We start from the raw sequence: 19,831 nt of genomic DNA on the forward strand, positions 1-19,831 counted from the left end.
ACCATCATGGCAAATGCGTATAAACAGGCAGGGGTAAACATCGAAGCAGGCTATGAGGCTGTTGAAAGAATGAAAAAGCATGTGCAAAGAACAGCCCGAGCAGGTGTATTAGGCGGGTTAGGCGGATTTGGCGGAATGTTTGACCTATCTTCTCTTAACCTAAAAGAACCTGTTCTTGTCTCAGGAACAGACGGAGTTGGCACAAAGCTGATGATTGCTTTTTGGATGGATAAGCATGACACCATTGGTATCGATGCTGTTGCAATGTGTGTCAATGATATCGTGGTTCAAGGGGCAGAGCCTTTGTTCTTTTTAGATTATATTGCATGCGGAAAAGCAGATCCGGAAAAGATAGAGGCAATTGTAAAGGGCATTAGTGATGGATGTGAACAGGCAGGCTGTGCACTTATTGGCGGTGAAACAGCGGAAATGCCTGGTTTGTATAGTGAAAGTGAGTATGATTTAGCAGGATTCACCGTTGGAGCTGTTGAGAAATCCAAAATGATCACAGGACAAAATATCAAGCCTGGAGACGTGTTGATTGGATTAGCTTCAAGCGGAATTCACAGCAATGGGTATTCACTCGTTAGAAAGGTTTTCAATAATTGGGCCTTAACGGAATATGTAGACGAACTTGGCTGCAGTTTAGGAGAGGAATTATTAAAACCAACAAGAATCTATGTAAAACCGATTTTATCGGCTTTGAAAAAATTCGAAATAAAAGGGATGGCCCATATTACAGGCGGCGGATTTATTGAAAATATTCCGCGGATGCTTCCTGAGGGACTTGGAGCTGCGATTTATGATAAGAGCTGGGAGATTCCACCGATTTTTAATTTAATCACGACAGTTGGCCAGATCGAACAGCAGGATATGTATAATATTTTTAACATGGGTATCGGCATGGTTATCGCTGTTGATAAAGAAAACGCCGCTGACTTGATGGATCATTTAAGAGAGTCCGGGGAAACTCCATATGAGATTGGTATGGTTACAGCAGAAGAGGGAATTGTACTAGGTGGCCGCCGATGAAAAAAATTGCTGTCTTTGCATCTGGAAATGGTAGCAATTTTCAAGCCATCATCGATGTAGTACAAACGGGAGAGCTTAAAGCGGATATAGCTCTTCTTGTTTGTGACAAACCGGGAGCGTTTGCTGTTGAACGGGCAAATGCCGCTCGTATCCCGGCTTTTTCTTTTAACCCAAAGGAATATAGCTCCAAAGAAGCGTATGAGAAGGTAATTACGGAGCAATTAACCAGTTATGGTGTTGAATTTATCGTCCTTGCAGGTTATATGAGACTATTAGGTCCAACCTTGCTTGGTGAGTATTCGGGCAGAATCGTAAATATCCATCCTTCGCTTCTTCCTGCATTTCCAGGTAAAGACGCGGTTGGTCAGGCCCTGGAGGCAAAAGCGAAGTGGACTGGCGTAACGATCCATTACGTTGATGAAGGAATGGACACGGGTCCGATAATTGTCCAAGAACGTATCCGAATTGAAAATAAAGAAACAAGAGAAAGTTTGCAGCAGAAAATCCAAAAAATCGAACATAAGCTTTATCCATCCATCTTGCAAATGCTGTTAATGAAAGGGGAAGTCACCAATGACAAAAAAACGCGCACTAATTAGTGTTTCTGATAAAAATGGTATTTCTGATTTTGCTAAAGAGTTAGTCAGCTTAGGGTTTGAAATTATTTCAACAGGCGGAACGAAAAAGGCACTGCAAGAACAAGGTATTCCTGTTCTTGGTGTAAGTGATGTTACCGGTTTTCCAGAAATATTAGAAGGACGTGTAAAGACGTTAAACCCTTTTATTCATGGCGGATTGCTAGCTAAACATGATGATGAGCAGCACCAAAAACAACTTGATGAACATGGTATTAATCCGATTCAAATCGTTTGTGTGAACCTTTACCCTTTTCAACAAACTATTGAGAAGCCAGATGTAACCACAGACGATGCGATTGAAAATATCGATATTGGCGGTCCATCTATGTTACGTGCCTCTGCTAAAAATCATCAGTATGTAACGGTAGTTGTGGATCCTGTGGATTATAGTAATGTAATTGAGGAATTAAAGGCCGATGGTCAAACAACGCTGGAAACACGCAGAAAGCTGGCGGCAAAAGTTTTCCGTCATACAGCTGCATATGACGCTTTAATTGCTGAATATATGACCGAACTTGCTCAGGAAGAAACACCTGAAAAATTGACGGTTACATATGAATTAAAGCAATCGCTTCGTTATGGTGAAAATCCACATCAAAAAGCTGCTTTTTATAAAAAACCACTTGGTTCCACATTCTCCATTGCTAATGCGGAACAGCTTCATGGGAAAGAATTATCCTATAATAACATCAATGACGCGGATGCAGCTCTGCAAATCGTAAAAGAATTTACTGAACCCGCTGCAGTGGCTGTTAAGCATATGAATCCTTGTGGTATTGGGACAGGGACAAGTACTTTTACTGCTTTTGAAAAAGCATTTGCTGCCGACCCTGTATCCATTTTTGGCGGAATCATTGCCTTTAATCGAGAAGTGGATGCAGAGACTGCAGGCAAACTTCATGAGATTTTCTTGGAAATCATTATTGCACCGTCTTTCTCAGCTGATGCATTATCGGTTTTAACATCCAAAAAGAATCTTCGTTTATTAACGATTCCATTCTTAGACACACAAAAACCAGAATTAAAGTTAACGACCATAGAAGGCGGGCTTCTTGTTCAAGAACAGGACCGATTCACTTTGGAAGACGCTGAGATTAAAGTAGCGACAAAAAGACAGCCAACTGAGCAGGAGTGGGCAGCATTAAAGCTCGGCTGGAAAGTTGTTAAACATGTAAAATCCAATGCCATTGTCGTGTCAAAAGAGGATATGACAATTGGAATCGGCGCTGGTCAAATGAACAGAGTAGGTGCCGCTGAAATTGCTTTAAAACAAGCTGGTGAACAAGCAGCAGGCGCTGCACTTGCCTCTGATGCTTTCTTCCCAATGGATGATACCGTTGAAGCAGCAGCTAAAGCGGGAATTACGGCAATCATTCAGCCAGGCGGTTCCATCCGTGACGAAGATTCCATCAAAAAAGCGGATGAATACGGAATTGCCATGGTGTTTACCGGAGTAAGACATTTTAAACACTAAAACGAGGTGAAAGAAGTGAAAGTTCTAATCATTGGACGAGGCGGAAGAGAACATGCACTGTGCAAAAAGGTAAGTGAAAGCCCCCTTGTTGAAAAAGTATATGCTGCTCCAGGTAATGATGGGATGGAAGATGTGGCTGAACGAGTCCTAATCTCAGAGAGTGAACATGCTCAGTTAATTCAATTTGCAATCGAACAGGAAATTGGTTTAACGATCATTGGCCCAGAGGTGCCATTGCTTGAAGGATTGGCAGATAAATTTCAGGCTGAAGGTTTAGCTGTGTTTGGACCAAGCGGATTAGCAGCTGAAATCGAAGGAAGTAAGTCGTTTGCAAAGGAAATCATGAGGAAGTATCAGATTCCTACTGCTGAATATGCGGTATTCACCAACTTTGAGGATGCAAAGCAATATATTGAAGAAAAAGGTGCTCCAATCGTTATTAAAGCGGATGGATTGGCTGCCGGAAAAGGTGTTACGGTTGCCTTAACGCTTGAAGAAGCATTACAGAGTGCGGAAGAAATGCTTGTGGGCCAAAAATTTGGCGACGCTTCTTCACGTGTGGTTATTGAGGAGTTTTTAGCTGGTGAGGAATTTTCCCTCATGGCATTCGTGAATGGGGATATCGTGATCCCGCTTGAAATCGCCCAAGATCATAAGCGTGCCTTTGATGGTGATAACGGTCCAAATACGGGTGGAATGGGTGCTTACTCACCAGTTCCTCATATTGACAATGAGACAGTTGAAACAGCTATCGAAACGATCCTTAAGCCTGCTGCAAATGCAATGATCCAAGAAGGAAGAAGCTTTTGCGGAATTCTTTATGCAGGATTGATTGTAACCGACAAAGGTCCAAAGGTAATCGAATTTAATGCTCGTTTTGGCGACCCGGAAACACAGGTTATTTTACCGAGGTTAAAATCGGATTTAGTACAGACAATCTTAGACTTATTGGCTCGCAAGACGCCGGAATTGGTATGGGATACGCAATCGATGATTGGGGTAGTCGTGGCAGCCAAAGGATATCCAGAACAATATGATAAAGGTGCTGTTCTTAAAGGATTATCAGATTTTTCACAGGAAGTCTATACGTTCCACGCAGGTACAAATAAAAATCAACTAGGTGAATTTGTTACGGATGGAGGCAGGGTTCTCTTAGTTGGGGCAAAAGCTGATAGCTTACAGGATGCACAAGATACTGTATATCGAGAACTGCAAAAATTATCATGCGATGGTGTGTTTTATCGTAAGGATATCGGTTCGAAGGCAATCGGGCGCGTCTTAAGTTAAAAAGGTAAGGGCTGACCATTTTTGGGTCAGCCCGTTTTTTTATGGTACCGAAACCAGTGAAACCTAAGCGGAAGGGCAAGAATAGAGAGGCTATCCGTTACCGCCAACCGGATAATTCTGGGTTGAAGGGCACGAAAAGCATTTATTCGTTACCGCAAACCGGATAATTCTAAGTGGAAGGGCATGAAAAGCATTTATTCGTTACCACGATCCAAATAATTTTGAGTTGAAGGGCACGAATAGCCATCAAGCAAACTATACTCAAACAGTTACGAAGGATTATACGGCAATACCTCATCAATATTAGATTCAGCAGATTCATCGCCAAGCGCTAAAGGTATTTGCTGCTGCTCCATTTCCTGATACCTTTCAAACAGTGCCGTGACCGGGCAAAAACGAACAATACCTTCTGCAACCTTCATTGCACCACATATAGCAATAAACAAATAAGAATCTCTCCACGGAAACTTCACCATTTTAGCGGTACTCCAAGAAAGAATCGTCAGCCCAATGGTAATCCTAATTAATGCATTTAAAATCCCAATATTTTTTGTAACGTTCATTTTTGTTCACTCCTTCACAATATTTTTAAATCAATTACCATTTCTTTAATGCGTTAAACAGTAAAATATGTTAGTATAAGGTAAATCTAATTTTTGTAAGGGCTTTCTTTATTGATAAAACAATACTTTTAATAGATAGATAGCTTCAAGAAAGGAAGGGTATCGTATGCTGGAACAACGGTATCGATGGAAAAATAAACACTTACGCGCGCATGTATCAGTTTTAGATGGTAAAACTTCACCAACTCTTTTATTGAAAAATGCCTTGTATTTAAATCAGACATTTCGCCAGTGGATGCGGGCGAATATTTGGATATATGATGATCGGATTGTATACGTCGGCGAGAATTTACCGGCTGACTTGGAAAATTGTGAAGTCGTTGACTGCACAAATGAAATACTTGTCCCAGGTTATATTGAGCCACATGCCCATCCTTATCAATTATATAATCCCCATACACTTGCAGCCTATGCATCCCAGTTTGGAACAACGACCATAATCAATGACAACATGTCATTGATTATGAATCTGAAGAAAAAGGAAGCGTTTTCCTTACTGAAAGAGCTGCGTTCCATTCCAACGACGATGTTCTGGTGGTGCAGGTTTGACCCGCAAACTGAAATATTGAATGAAGTGGATGTTTTTTCACATAGCAATATTAAATCGTGGTTAGAGCACGACGCTGTTTTGCAAGGCGGGGAATTGACAGGATGGCCGAAGTTGCTAGATGGCGATGATATGATGCTGCACTGGATGCAAGAAACGAAGCGGATGCGCAAAAAGATTGAGGGTCATTTTCCTGGAGCATCTGAGAAAACGTTAGCAAAAATGATGCTCTTAGGTGCTGATAGTGACCATGAGGCGATGACAGGTGAAGAAGTTTATAACCGTTTAATGCAGGGATATATGGTTTCATTGAGATATTCATCCATTCGTCCCGACCTGCCAGAACTGCTAGACGATATAAAACGCTTAGGCATTCAAGCCTACGATCGTCTCATGTTTAACACAGATGGGGCAACATCGACTTTTTATGAACAAGGTATGAATGATCAAATGATTCGGATTGCCATAGAAAAAGGTGTACCTGTGATCGATGCCTATAATATGGCTACGGTGAACATTGCCCGTTATTATAATATTGACCATCTGCATGGAAATATTGCTACGGGCCGTGTCGCAAACATTAATTTCTTATCAAGTATTGAAAATCCAACACCGCATTCTGTTCTTGCAAAAGGGAAATGGGTAAAACGTGAAGGACAAACGGTCGATTCTTACCACTCAATCAATTGGGATGAGTATGGTCTAAAGCCTATGGAACTTGAATGGAAACTAAGTATTGATGACCTGCAGTTCTCCATGCCATTTGGAATTAAGATGGAGAATTCGGTCATTACGAAGCCTTATTCTATCGCAATCGATGCCTCAGGTGATGAGTTGTCCACCGATCATGACGAATGCTTTTTCACGCTGTTAGATCGGAATGGAAAGTGGAGGATTAATACCCTGTTGAAAGGTTTTGCAACAAATCTTTCAGCACTCGCAAGTTCCTATTCCAATACAGGTGATATTATCTTAATTGGAAAAAATAAAACGGATATGCTTGCGGCATTTGAAAGGATGAAGAAGCTGGGCGGCGGAATCGTCATGGTTGAAGATGAACACGTTGTGTGTGAGGTTCCATTAAGATTAAATGGTCTAATGTCTAATCTTCCCATTAAGGAATTAATAAATGAAGAAAAGAAACTGCTTGAGGAATTGAGGGGTCGCGGCTATTCTTTTTCAGATCCTGTATACAGTTTGCAATTCTTTTCCGCTACTCATTTACCTTATATTCGTATTACGCCGCAGGGAATGTACGATGTCATGAACAAAACGGTACTCTTTCCTTCGATAATGCGTTAAAATATAAAAGTATTTAAATGGAGATTAAATCTTCCACCTCCTTTTAGATAAAGTTAGGAGTGTTTAAAAGATGAAAAAGTGGGCTGTTGCAGCAACAGCAGCTCTTTTACTGCTCTCTGGCTGCAGTGAGAAAGAAAAAGCGAATGGACCAGAGCCAAAGGACCCGGTAAAAGAGGTGGAGGAAGTGATACAGGGAGAAGTTGAGACGGAACTACCCTATCACTACCCATTAACAGGTATAGGTTCAGAGAAAAAGACCGAGGGCAGAGCAGTAGCGGTAATGGTTAACAATCATCCCAAAGCCAGACCGCAATCTGGTTTGCACAAAGCAGATATAGTTTATGAAATACTAGCTGAAGGCGATGTTACCCGGTTTCTTGCCGTTTTTCAAAGCGAACGTCCTGAAAATATTGGGCCTGTTCGAAGTGCAAGGGATTATTACATTGATGTAGCAAAAGGGCTTAATGCACTTTTTATAGCTCACGGCTATAGTGCAGAGGCACAAGAATTGCTTGAACGCGGGTTTATTGATAATTTAAATGGAATGGTTTATGACGGTACTTTATTTAAAAGGTCTAGAGACCGCCAGGCGCCCCATAATTCTTATATCACGTATGAAAATGTTTTAAAAGGTGCAAAAGAAAAGAAATACTCTATGGATCAATCGCCGCATGAATTTACATTTTTATCAGAGGATGAAAGTAAATCGGTAACAGGGGATGAAGCGAAGTCAGTAATGGTTTCATACTCTGCTAGCGGGGTTTTCGACTCTATTTACGAGTATGATGAATCAGTTGGAAAATACAAACGTTTCTCTGATGGAGACCAAACCATTGATAACGAAACAAAAGAACCTATCCTGTTAGACAATCTGTTTATCATCGAGACAACGCACCAAGTCATTGATAATGTTGGCCATAAGGAAATTGACTTAGAAGCAGGGGGATCAGGTTACTTGCTGCAATTGGGCAAGGTAATACAAGTGGAATGGAAAAATGATAATGGTCTAATCGTGCCAATAAAAAATGGTGAAGTGGTTCCATTTGTCCCTGGAAAAACTTGGGTGAATGTTATCCCGACGAATCCTGGACTTCAATCAAGTGTATTATTTAATGTAAAATAATTTCTTACTATCTAAAGGGGTAATCCAAATGCAAATAAATAAGTTACGCGGAAAAGAGCTTGATCAGTTATTTCAAGCCGTTCTTTCCTTAAAGGATCTCGAAGAATGTTATCGTTTTTTTGATGATTTATGTACCATTAATGAGATTCAATCCTTAGCACAACGCCTAGATGTAGCTAGAATGCTCCGTGATGGAAATACTTATCATAAAATTGAAACAGAAACTGGTGCTAGTACAGCAACGATTTCACGTGTGAAACGCTGCTTGAATTTTGGTAATGATACCTATGAAATGGTATTAGAGCGGATTAAAACGGAAGAACCAACTGAAGAAAAATAAACCAAGCCGAAGAGAGTGCTCTTCGGTTTTTTTAATCCAGCTCCGGCGCCTAGGAGCTTGGGTCATAAGCTTGTCTAGTTTCGGCTCCTTGGGACTCGAGTCATAAGCCACCCCCTGAAGAAGGCAAAGAACGCCTTCTTGCAGGGTTCGTCTTATGCCTTCGTCCCAGGGCAGTCGCCTCCACATTTCCGACAATCAGTCAAGAAGGTTAAAGAGCAACCTTCTCGGCTCGCTTATGTCTGTGGACCCGAGGAAAAAAATGAACTGCCTTTTTCACTGACAAAGTCGCCTCCGCTTTTTTAATATGGTTAACATTTCTATTATTTCAATTAGTGTTTTCTTTTTTAAACGAATCTGTAAATGCTATAATGGTGGAATGAAGATGAATGGGAGGATCTTGGGATGTATGATTTTCGCGAGTGGCGCCATGTGTTTAAACTCGATCCAAATAAAGAGATAAGTGATGAACAGTTAGAAAAAATATGTGAATCTGGAACAGACGGTGTTATCGTTGGAGGGACTGATGGAGTTACTCTGGAAAATGTTCTTGAATTGATGGCTAGAATACGCCGCTTTACTGTTCCCTGTGTCCTCGAAGTTTCTAGTATTGAAAGTGTTACCCCCGGCTTTGACCTTTATTTTATTCCAACGATTTTAAATAGCAGTGATACCAAGTGGATAACCGGACTTCACCATCAAGCAGTGAAAGAATTTGGTGAAATTATGGATTGGGAAGAGATTGTCATGGAAGGCTACTGCATATTAAATGAGGAATGCAAGGCTGCTAAACTGACATCTGCTGATACAAATGCAACAATCGAAGAAGTAAAGGCCTATGCGATGATGGCAGAGAAAATGTTCCATTTGCCAATCTTCTATCTTGAATATAGCGGTAAATATGGAGATGTTCAGGTAATTGATGAGGTAAAAAAAGTTCTTGATAAAACCGTTCTTTTTTACGGCGGTGGAATTAAATCCGCTGACCAAGCCTCCGAAATGGCCAAGCATGCTGATGTCATTGTGGTTGGAAATGCCATTTACGATGATTTTGCCCAAGCTTTGGCAACAGTAAAAGCTGTACGGTGAAAATTTGCTTAAATAGAACAAAAGAGTTAAAATAAGAACAAATGTTCGTTATGGTGGTGAAGGAATTGCAATATTTATCAGAAAAGCTTCTAAATGGTTTAAATCCAGAACAGCAAAACGCTGTAAAAGCAACGGACGGTCCGCTTTTACTGATGGCTGGTGCTGGAAGTGGGAAAACGAGAGTATTAACACACAGAATTGCCTATCTAATCGTTGAAAAACGTGTAAATCCTTATAATATTTTAGCGATTACCTTTACAAATAAAGCCGCTCGTGAAATGAGAGAGCGTATTGGAAAAGTGATGGGCGGAGCAGCCGAGGAAATTTGGATCTCCACCTTCCACTCGATGTGTGTAAGAATTTTGCGTCGGGATATCGACCGGATGGGGTTCAATCGTAACTTTACGATTTTGGATACAGGTGATCAGCAATCAGTAGTAAAAGGAATTCTTAAAGATAAGAACCTTGACCCGAAAAAATATGACCCGCGGGCGATTTTAGGGGCGATTAGTTCGGCAAAGAATGAATTAATTGATCCCGAAGAATATGCTAAAACCGCCGGGGGCTACTTTGAACAAACAGTTAGTGATGTGTATACAGAATATCAAAAACGGTTACGGAAAAATCAAGCGCTTGATTTTGATGACTTGATTATGAAAACCATTCAATTGTTCCAGCGCGTACCAGAAGTACTTGAATATTATCAGCGAAAGTTCCAGTATATACATGTTGATGAGTATCAGGATACCAACCGAGCACAGTATATGCTGGTGAAGTTTTTGGCAAATCGCTTTAAAAACCTTTGTGTGGTCGGGGATTCTGACCAGTCGATTTATCGCTGGCGGGGAGCGGATATAGCCAACATTCTTTCGTTTGAAAAAGATTATCCGGATGCCAAAGTGATTTTGCTTGAGCAAAACTATCGCTCCACCAAGAGGATTCTTTTGGCTGCGAATAAGGTTATAGAAAATAATATAACCCGTAAGGCAAAGAATCTTTGGACCGAAAACCCGGAAGGAAACAAACTTGTTTATTATCGTGCGGATAGTGAGCAGGGAGAAGCTCAGTTTGTAGCTGGGAAAATTAAAGAATTAACACGCGATGGCAAAAAGCTATCCGATATTGCCATCCTTTATCGGACAAACGCTCAATCCCGTGTAATGGAAGAAGTTTTGCTAAAATCAAATATTGAATATAGCATCGTTGGCGGGACGAAGTTCTATGACAGAAAAGAAATCAAGGATATGCTTGCTTATTTGAGGCTCATTTCGAATCCTGATGATGACATCAGCTTACAGCGGATCATTAATGTGCCTAAGCGCGGAATTGGTTCGAGTTCCATTGATAAAATGGCTGACTTTGCTGCCATGCATGATATATCCATTTTCCAGGCGCTCGACTCCGTGGAGTTACTAGGGTTAAGCCCGAAAATCACCAAAGGTGCCAGGGAATTTAGAGATTTAATAAAAAATTATACGCAAATGCAAGAATTTCTATCGGTAACCGAGCTAGTTGAGGAAATACTAGATAAGTCTGGTTATCGAGAAATGCTGAAGGCAGAGAAGTCAATCGAAGCCCAAAGCAGACTTGAAAACTTGGATGAATTATTATCTGTTACCAAGAATTTTGAACAAGTGAATGAAGATAAGAGTCTTGTTGCATTCTTAACCGATTTAGCGCTTGTAGCGGATATCGATTCACTTGATGATGATGGAGAAGCAGTTGATGCCGTTACTCTAATGACACTTCACTCTGCAAAAGGATTAGAATTTCCTGTTGTCTTTTTAATCGGGTTAGAAGAAGGAGTTTTCCCTCACAGCCGCTCACTAATGGAAGAAGCAGAAATGGAAGAAGAGCGCCGTTTGGCTTACGTAGGAATTACGAGGGCGGAACAAACACTATTCATTACAAACGCTCAGATGAGAACCTTGTTTGGTAGAACGAACATGAATCCAGCATCAAGGTTCATCAAAGAGATTCCGGAAGAGCTGTTAGAAGGAGTGGAACCAGCAGAAAAGAAAGGTACTTCGTTCGGTACAAGAGGAACTGCTTTTGGCCGGAGTACAATGGGTTCAACAAGCACCTCGTTCGGGACACCAGTAACTAGAAAACCAGTTATGAGACCTGTAGCGGCTTCCACTGGTGGAGATACGATTGGCTGGAAGGTTGGCGATAAAGCCGAGCATGGTAAATGGGGCATTGGTACAGTAGTAAGTGTAAAAGGGGAAGGGGAAGGAACAGAGCTGGATATAGCTTTCCCAAGCCCAACTGGTATCAAGCGCCTGCTGGCTAAGTTTGCACCAATAACAAAAAAGGTATAAAAAAAGAATGCCCCTTTTTGGGGCTATTCTCGTTATCATATTTAATTTTAATATGAAAGGGCTGGATGTATGGACCTTCAAACCGCGGAACTTAAAGTCAATGAACTAAAAAGCCTATTAAATCAATATGGCTATGAATACTATGTGCTGGATAACCCCTCTGTGCCTGATGCAGAATATGACCGTTTAATGCAAGAACTCTTAGAGATAGAAGCTGAATTTCCAGAACTGAAAACACCAGATTCTCCATCAGTCCGCGTTGGCGGTGAAGTGTTGGACTTATTTGAAAAGGTGGAGCATCGGACACCGATGTTAAGCTTAGGCAATGCCTTTAACGAGCAGGACTTAAGAGATTTTGACCGCCGTATCCGGCAGGCAGTTGGGGATGAATTCTCCTATGTTTGTGAATTAAAGATTGATGGTCTCGCAGTTTCATTACGCTATGAAGACGGATTGTTTATCCAAGGGGCAACAAGAGGGGATGGTACCACTGGCGAGGATATCACTGCCAACTTAAAGACCATCAAATCGATTCCACTCCGTTTACGTGAAAGTGTTTCACTCGAGGTCCGCGGTGAGGCATTTATGCCGAAAAGATCCTTTGAAGCTTTAAATAAGGCGAAGGAAGAACGTGGCGAGGAATTAGCTGCCAACCCTAGAAATGCAGCAGCGGGATCGTTAAGACAACTAGATCCGAAAATTGCAGCAACGCGAAATCTGGATGTCTTTTTATATGGAATTGGTGGTGCTGGGGAAATCTATGCTGCCTCGCATAGTGAAGGTCTCGATTTCTTAGATCGTCTTGGCTTTAAAACCAATAAGGAGCGAAGAAAATGCCCTACCATTAATGAGGTTATTGAATATGTAAATGGCTGGGTAGATAAGCGTCCGAATTTACCATACGAAATAGACGGAATTGTGATTAAAGTAGATTCCTATGAGCAGCAAGGTAAGCTTGGAACAACAGCAAAAAGTCCTCGCTGGGCCATTGCCTATAAATTTCCGGCAGAAGAAGTGGTCACCACTCTTTTGAATATTGAATTAAGCGTGGGTAGAACCGGTGTTGTGACACCAACAGCCATACTAAAGCCAGTTAAGGTAGCGGGTACAACAGTCGGGCGTGCCTCCTTGCATAATGAAGACTTGATCCGAGAAAAAGATATTAAGATTGGCGACCAAGTAGTCGTTAAAAAAGCGGGAGATATTATCCCTGAGGTGGTCAATGTATTAGCAGAACAAAGAACGGGAGAAGAACTTGACTTCCATATGCCAACGCATTGTCCAGAATGTGAAAGTGAGCTTGTCCGTTTAGAAGGAGAAGTGGCTTTACGTTGCATTAATCCTAGTTGTCCTGCGCAAATTCGTGAAGGATTGATTCATTTTGTATCACGTGAGGCGATGAATATTGATGGTCTTGGCGAAAAAGTAATCAGTCAGCTTTTTGCTGAAAAGTTAATCTCGGATGTTGCCGATATTTATAAGCTCACGCGAGAACAGCTATTGGCATTAGAAAGAATGGGAGAAAAATCCGTAACAAATCTGTTAAAAGCAATAGAGGCTTCTAAAGCAAATTCACTAGAAAGGCTGCTATTTGGTCTTGGAATCCGCCATGTAGGAGCCAAAGCAGCAAAAACACTTGCGCAAAGCTTTGATTCAATGGAAAAACTAACTGCGGCAAACAAAGAGGACTTACTAGCGATCAATGAAATTGGAGATAAAATGGCAGACTCTATTGTTGCCTTCTTTGCCCAGGAAGAGGCGGAAGCGTTAGTAAAGGAACTTACAGCATTAGGAGTTAATATGGATTACAAAGGAGCAAAGCCAGTATCTGTTGAAGAGTCAGATAGCATTTTTGCTGGTAAAACGGTTGTTTTAACAGGTAAACTTGAGCAGCTCTCTAGGAATGAAGCCAAGGAAAAGATTGAAGCCCTAGGTGGAAAAGTAGCAGGAAGCGTCAGCAAAAAAACGCATCTTGTGATAGCAGGTGAAGATGCGGGTTCAAAGCTTACGAAGGCTGAGGAGCTGGGAATTGAAGTATGGGACGAGGAGAAGCTGTTAGTAGAATTAAATAAATAGAGAGAGGTGTGTCGAAGTGAGAAAACTCTCAATCATCGCTCTATCTCTTGTTATCCTTCTAAGCGGATGTGCACCGAACTTTCAAAAGCAGGAGAACGTGGTGCAAACGAAAAAAGAGTCGGAAGAGAAAGCGATCATTCCCAAATATAATATTTCAGACAACTATTATCGGACGATTTTACCGTTCGAACCTGGGGAAGCACGTGGATTAATTGTAGGAAACATCAATACGAGATATGACATTAACGAATTTGAGACTGGCTTGATGAGAATCGCGCAACATCAATTTGACCCAAAAACCTATTTGTTCCGTGAAGGACAGGAACTAAAGCGCAATACCGTTAGATTATGGTTGAATCGCAAATACACTCCAGCTCAAGTTGAGGCTCAGAAATTAAAGGAGAACGAAAATATTGGCTTAAACCCAGTATTGGAAGACGGTGTGGATTTTCAGGCAGGAAACAGTAACAGCCCTATCTACTTAGCCCATATATTAGAGCATGATTACCTGATCAAAGGCGAAAATGATACGGTCAAATTGGGCGGTGTTGTGATTGGTTTGGCCTTAAACACGGTCCATTATTACCGGACAGCGGTGGGTGAGCCTTACTTCGAGCGCAAAATTGAATTTCCTGAAATGGAGCGCGAAGGGAAAAAAATTGCGGATGAGGTGATTAGGCGCCTTAGAGCAATGAAGAATTTGAAGGATGTACCGATTACCATTGCGCTATTTGAACAGCAAAGCAGATCCTCTGTCGTTCCAGGAACTTTTTTCACGTATGCGCACGTGGATAAAGGAAGCTCAACGATAAATGCGTGGGAGCCTGTTTCTGAAAAGTACTTCCTCTTTCCATCAACGGAGGCACAAGAAGCGCACCGTGATGATGTAACTGCTTTTTTAAACTTTAAACAGGATGTAGAGGAATATTTTCCAAACTTTAATGGAGTCATCGGCCGTGCTTTCTATATAGGAGATCAATTTACTGATTTGGATATCTCCATTCCGATCCAATTTTATGGAAAATCTGAGGCGATTGGCTTTACTCAATATGTAACAGGTCTGGTCTTAGAGCATTTTCCTAATTATATTTCTGTTTCGGTAAGTGTTACTTCTGTTGACGGACCTGAAGCATTAATTGTCCGCAAGGCAAATGAAACCGAACCGTTTGTGCATATTTATTAAACCTAGCTGATGCTAGGTTTTTTTGCTTTCGGTTATCAATTGATACGGTTAAAAGAAACATGATAAAATGAATAAGGATGTTGAGTTTATAGTATATAGGAGGTTTTATGACATGGTACAACCTTATAAGCATGAACCATTCACAGATTTTACAATTGAGGAAAACCGCCAATCCTATTTAAAAGCTTTAAAAACAGTTGAGAGCTATTTAGGAAAAGATTATCCTTTAGTAATCGGCGGCGAAAAAATCTCAACAGAAGATAAAATTGTTTCCTATAATCCATCCAATAAAGAAGAAGTAATTGGTACTGTTTCAAAAGCAAGCCGTGACCTTGCAGAAAAGGCAATGCAGGCTGCGGTTGAAACGTTTAAAACTTGGAGAAAAGTAAAGCCTGAAGTTCGAGCGGATGTATTATTTAAAGCAGCAGCAATCATCCGTCGCCGTAAACATGAGTTTTCTGCTCTTATGACAAAGGAAGCGGGCAAGCCTTGGAAAGAGGCAGACGCAGACACAGCTGAAGGAATTGACTTCTTAGAATATTATGGCCGGCAAATGTTAGCGCTTAAAAATGGCGTACCAGTAAATAGCCGTCCAAACGAATACAATCGCTACGACTATATTCCTTTAGGAGTGGGCATTATTATTTCTCCTTGGAATTTCCCTTTTGCTATTATGGCGGGAACAACAGTTGCAGCTATCGTGACAGGGAATACGGTTCTATTAAAACCAGCCTCAACTACACCAGTCATTGCGGCTAAATTTGTGGAAGTAATGGAAGAAGCAGGTCTTCCTAAAGGTGTATTAAACTTCGTTCCAGGCAGCGGTTCAGAGGTTGGCGATTATTTAGTTGATCACAAAGATACACGTTTTATCAGCTTCACAGGTTCACGTGATGTCGGACTTCGTATATTCGAACGTTCTTCAAAAGTAAATCCAGGGCAAATCTGGATGAAGCGTTTGATTGCTGAAATGGGTGGTAAAGATACAATCGTGGTTGACTCAGAAGGTGATCTTGAGCTTGCTGCACAGTCTATTGTTGCAGGTGCATTTGGCTTCTCTGGTCAAAAATGTTCAGCATGCTCTCGTGCAGTCATTGTTGAGGATGTGTATGACACTGTATTGAACCGTGTGGTTGAATTAACTAAAGAATTAACAGTAGGTGACCCAACGGAGCAAGGAACGTTCATGGGCCCAGTTAATGATCATAATGCATTCAAAAAAATCATGGAGTATGTTGAAATCGGCAAGCAGGAAGGCAGGTTGATGGCTGGCGGTGAAGGAGACATTTCAAAAGGCTACTTCATTCAACCAACCGTTATTGCTGACCTTGCTCCAGATGCTCGTATCATGCAGGAAGAAATCTTTGGTCCAGTGGTTGGTTTCACAAAGGCAAAGAATTTCACGGAAGCGATTGAAATAGCAAACAACACAGAGTACGGCCTAACTGGTGCAGTTATTACAAGAAATCGTGCACACCAAGAGCAAGCGCGTGAAGACTTCCATGTTGGTAACCTATACTTCAACCGTTCATGTACCGGTGCGATTGTTGGGTATCAGCCATTCGGAGGCTTCAATATGTCTGGAACAGACTCCAAAGCTGGAGGACCAGACTACTTATTGCTGCACATGCAGGCAAAAACTACTTCTGAGATGTTTTAATATGACGACCCCTTCTCGTCTGAGGAGGGGTTTTTTTGTATGGAAAACTCAGGAGGTTTTTGGTATAAATTGTCTGATTATCCAAAACCCATTGAAAATTGTCCAAGACTAGCGGGAAAATGTCCAAAACCCAATAAAAAATATCCAAAACTAGTGAAAAATTGTCCAAACCCCCTTTTCAACAACCAACTTCCATACTTAGAATCATTTTTGACAATTATGTGAAACGGTTCACAAGTAACCATAGAATTGTGACGAACTTCACAATATTACAGCTCCATGAGGATTACTATGTAAGTATAGAGAAAAACATTATTAACGTAAATTCATAGATAAATCATAGAAGGAGCGATCAAACATGAAAAAACTAGTTATGATCGGGAACGGAATGGCGGGAGTTAGAACCATTGAGGAAATTCTTAAACTAGCACCAAATCATTTTGAAATTACTATTTTTGGACAAGAGCCGCATCCTAACTACAACCGTATAAAATTATCAAATATTCTTCAAGGAGAGGCGAGCTTTGAAGAAATCATTATGAATCCAGTAGACTGGTATAAAGAAAATAATATTCAATTATTCACAGATGAAGCTGTAACCAAGATCGATGTAGAAGCAAAGAGGGTCGTTTCCGATCGGGGTCGTGAGGTAGAATATGATGAGTTAATTATCGCAACAGGCTCGAATTCTTTTATTCTGCCAATACCGGGGGCAGACAAATTTGGAGTAACCGGGTTTCGGGATATAAAAGATTGTGAAATGATGATCAATTCGGCGCGAGAATATAAAAAGGCAATCGTAATTGGCGGGGGTCTTCTTGGACTTGAAGCTGCAAGAGGATTACTGAACCTAGGGATGAAGGTTGATGTCGTACATCTTATGCCAAGCCTAATGGAAAGACAGCTCGACCCAATCGCTTCAAGCCTGCTAAAAGCAGAGCTCGAATCCCAAGGTATGAACTTTCTAATGGAAAAAGAAACGGTTGAAATCATTGGTGATGAGCGTGTTGCTGGTCTTCGATTCAAAGATGGAACTTTTGCTAGAGCAGATCTTGTAGTTATGGCAATCGGAATTAAGTCAAATACGATTGTGGCGAAAGAAAGCGGAATTTATGTAAACCGTGGAATTGTCGTGAATGACTATATGGAAACGAATGTACCGAATGTCTATGCGGTTGGTGAGTGTGCCGAGCATAGAGAAATTGTTTATGGGCTGGTTGCTCCATTATATGAGCAAGGAAAAGTCCTTGCTGAAAAAATTTGTGGGATTGAAACAACTCCATATAAAGGCTCTGTAACGGGAACGCAGCTGAAAGTCGCTGGTGTAGACCTTTACTCTGCAGGTGAGATTTTTGAGGATGGCACCACAAAATCAATCATGGTATATAACGAATATGAAGGTATTTATAAGAGGGTTTTAGTTCGCAATAACATAATTGTTGGGATTGTTCTTTATGGCGACACCAAAGATAGTACAAGACTGTTTCGATTGCTTTCAAAAAAGGAAGACATTACAGGGATTTCTATTTTTGAATCACAATGTTCAGCCGAAGGCAGCAGCGGCGATATCGCCTCAATGCCAAATGATGAATTGGTATGCGGTTGTAATGGTGTGACGAAAGGTGCCATCGTGGAGGCAATTAAAGCCCAAGGTTTAACAACACTTGACCAAGTTAGCCATTGTACCAATGCCGGCAGATCTTGCGGACGATGCAAACCGATGGTGAATGATATTTTAGCCTATACACTAGGTGATCAATTTGATGCCTCAGCGGCACAAAAAACAAGCATTTGCGGCTGTACAACCATTAGCCGTGAAGAGTTGATTGCGGAAATTAAAGAAAAGGGCTTAACAAGTGTGAAAGAAGTGATGAACGTCCTCGAGTGGAATAACGAGGAAGGCTGCACGAAATGCCGTCCTGCGATTAACTACTACCTAGGTATGGTTCATATGGACGCATACAAAGATGACCGTGATTCCCGCCTAGTAAATGAGAAAATGCATGCAAATATCCAAAAGGATGGAACATACTCTGTTGTGCCAAGAATGTATGGCGGTGTTACGACGGCTGCTGATTTGAAAAAAATTGCTGAAGTAGCTGAAAAGTATGAAGTTCCACTTGTAAAATTAACAGGCGGTCAAAGGATTGGTTTGTTCGGGGTTAAAAAAGAAGACCTTCCTAGTATGTGGGAAGAGCTTGATATGCCATCAGGCTATGCTTACGGAAAAACACTCCGGACGGTAAAAACTTGTGTTGGTGCACAATTCTGCCGCTACGGTACGCAGGATTCTATGTCACTAGGCATTGAGCTGGAGAAGAAATTTGAACGTCTTGATACACCGCATAAAGTAAAAATGGGTGTGTCAGCCTGCCCTAGAAACTGTTCAGAAGCTGGAATTAAGGATATTGGCTTTGTTGGAATTGATGGCGGCTGGGAAATTTACGTAGCAGGTAACGGCGGTGTCGACCTCCGCGCAGGTGACCTTTTAGCAACCGTGAAAACAGAAGCTGAGGTTATGGAAATGACCGGTGCCTACCTCCAATATTACCGCGAAACAGCTAATTACCTAGAGCGGACTTCAAAATGGGTTGAACGCGTTGGCCTAGAGCATGTCAAAGAGGTCTTGGCAAATGAAGAAACTAGAAAAGCATTAAATGCGCGCATGGATCAAACCTTAGCGAAGTACATCGAACCTTGGAATGAAGCAATTGAAAGTGATGAAATAAAAGATAAATATTATGCAGTACACACTGTTAAGGCTGGAGAGTGACCATAAATGATTTTAACAAATGCGAAGACTCTAGTAGCAAATTATTCTGACCTACCAGTAAGGGCTGGTTATTCTGTAAAAATGGATGATCGTGAAATAGCTTTATTTAGAGTTACAAACGGAAAAGTATATGCCATTGAAAATCACAGTCCGCACCCAAAGGGCGGCGTGTTAACAGAAGGATTGGTAAGCGGCGACTATGTTTTTTGCCCAGTCTATGATTGGAAAATTTCCTTAGCAGATGGCAAGGTTCAGGCACCAGATGAAGGTCAAATCGAAACCTATCAGGTGGAAGTAGAAGGCGATAACGTTTATATTATTAGTTAAGACTGTTTTTCGTAAGCCTGTTGTTAAAATCTTAAAGCC

The 19,831-nt window shown here is 41.3% G+C and carries 15 protein-coding genes; 14 read left to right on the forward strand and 1 reads right to left on the reverse strand.

Annotation, left to right across the window (positions count from 1 at the left end; genetic code table 11):
• Window positions 1-6 precede the first annotated feature (6 nt).
• Genes purM through purD form a run of 4 tightly spaced genes read left to right on the forward strand, consistent with a single transcriptional unit; the run spans window position 7 to window position 4,431 of the window.
• Window positions 7-1,032, forward strand: coding sequence for a phosphoribosylformylglycinamidine cyclo-ligase (gene purM, locus V7108_RS02550; protein WP_335509511.1), 1,026 nt, complete (start codon window positions 7-9; stop codon window positions 1,030-1,032).
• Complete coding sequence (purN, locus tag V7108_RS02555; protein ID WP_335509509.1) at window positions 1,029-1,631, forward strand: phosphoribosylglycinamide formyltransferase; 603 nt, start codon at window positions 1,029-1,031, stop codon at window positions 1,629-1,631. Before purM ends, purN begins: the two co-directional genes overlap by 4 nt.
• A complete protein-coding gene (gene purH / locus V7108_RS02560) occupies window positions 1,606-3,144 on the forward strand; it encodes a bifunctional phosphoribosylaminoimidazolecarboxamide formyltransferase/IMP cyclohydrolase (protein WP_335567303.1) in 1,539 nt (512 codons plus the stop codon). The genes purN and purH overlap by 26 nt, the downstream gene beginning before the upstream one ends.
• Before the next feature lie 15 nt (window positions 3,145-3,159).
• Window positions 3,160-4,431, forward strand: a complete 1,272-nt coding sequence (gene purD, locus V7108_RS02565; RefSeq protein ID WP_335509505.1) for a phosphoribosylamine--glycine ligase — start codon at window positions 3,160-3,162, stop codon at window positions 4,429-4,431.
• 269 nt (window positions 4,432-4,700) lie between these two features.
• Here the strand turns inward: purD and V7108_RS02570 are convergent, their stop codons facing one another.
• Window positions 4,701-4,994 (reverse strand): YgaP family membrane protein, encoded by a 294-nt coding sequence (locus V7108_RS02570; RefSeq protein WP_335509503.1) that lies wholly within the window; start codon window positions 4,992-4,994, stop codon window positions 4,701-4,703.
• Window positions 4,995-5,160: 166 nt separating this feature from the next.
• Here V7108_RS02570 and V7108_RS02575 point away from each other — a divergent pair, with 166 nt between their 5' ends.
• The 10 genes from V7108_RS02575 to nirD all read left to right on the forward strand — a co-directional run bounded on the left by V7108_RS02575 (window position 5,161) and on the right by nirD (window position 19,792).
• Window positions 5,161-6,903 carry an adenine deaminase C-terminal domain-containing protein gene (locus V7108_RS02575; RefSeq protein ID WP_335509501.1) on the forward strand — a complete coding sequence of 581 codons (1,743 nt, stop codon included), beginning with the start codon at window positions 5,161-5,163 and terminating at the stop codon, window positions 6,901-6,903.
• 70 nt (window positions 6,904-6,973) lie between these two features.
• Window positions 6,974-8,026, forward strand: a complete 1,053-nt coding sequence (locus V7108_RS02580) for a DUF3048 domain-containing protein (RefSeq protein WP_335567304.1) — start codon at window positions 6,974-6,976, stop codon at window positions 8,024-8,026.
• Window positions 8,027-8,054: 28 nt separating this feature from the next.
• Window positions 8,055-8,366, forward strand: coding sequence for a YerC/YecD family TrpR-related protein (locus V7108_RS02585; RefSeq protein WP_335509497.1), 312 nt, complete (start codon window positions 8,055-8,057; stop codon window positions 8,364-8,366).
• Between the two features lie 402 nt (window positions 8,367-8,768).
• A complete protein-coding gene (locus V7108_RS02590; protein WP_335567305.1) occupies window positions 8,769-9,452 on the forward strand; it encodes a heptaprenylglyceryl phosphate synthase in 684 nt (227 codons plus the stop codon).
• Between the two features lie 65 nt (window positions 9,453-9,517).
• Window positions 9,518-11,773, forward strand: a complete 2,256-nt coding sequence (gene pcrA / locus V7108_RS02595; protein ID WP_335509493.1) for a DNA helicase PcrA — start codon at window positions 9,518-9,520, stop codon at window positions 11,771-11,773.
• A 69-nt stretch (window positions 11,774-11,842) separates the two neighbouring features.
• Window positions 11,843-13,849: an NAD-dependent DNA ligase LigA gene (gene ligA / locus V7108_RS02600; protein WP_335567306.1), complete on the forward strand. Its 2,007-nt coding sequence runs from the start codon at window positions 11,843-11,845 to the stop codon at window positions 13,847-13,849.
• Window positions 13,850-13,865: 16 nt separating this feature from the next.
• Window positions 13,866-15,032, forward strand: a complete 1,167-nt coding sequence (locus tag V7108_RS02605; RefSeq protein ID WP_335567307.1) for a CamS family sex pheromone protein — start codon at window positions 13,866-13,868, stop codon at window positions 15,030-15,032.
• A gap of 112 nt (window positions 15,033-15,144) precedes the next feature.
• On the forward strand, window positions 15,145-16,692 hold the full coding sequence (gene pruA / locus V7108_RS02610) for an L-glutamate gamma-semialdehyde dehydrogenase (protein WP_335567308.1): 1,548 nt from the start codon (window positions 15,145-15,147) through the stop codon (window positions 16,690-16,692).
• Window positions 16,693-17,050: 358 nt separating this feature from the next.
• Window positions 17,051-19,465 (forward strand): nitrite reductase large subunit NirB, encoded by a 2,415-nt coding sequence (nirB, locus tag V7108_RS02615; protein WP_335567309.1) that lies wholly within the window; start codon window positions 17,051-17,053, stop codon window positions 19,463-19,465.
• Between the two features lie 6 nt (window positions 19,466-19,471).
• Window positions 19,472-19,792, forward strand: coding sequence for a nitrite reductase small subunit NirD (gene nirD, locus V7108_RS02620; RefSeq protein ID WP_335567310.1), 321 nt, complete (start codon window positions 19,472-19,474; stop codon window positions 19,790-19,792).
• The last annotated feature ends 39 nt before the right edge of the window (window positions 19,793-19,831 follow it).

Source organism: Neobacillus vireti (assembly GCF_036962345.1).
Taxonomy (GTDB): domain Bacteria; phylum Bacillota; class Bacilli; order Bacillales; family Cytobacillaceae; genus Neobacillus; species Neobacillus vireti_A.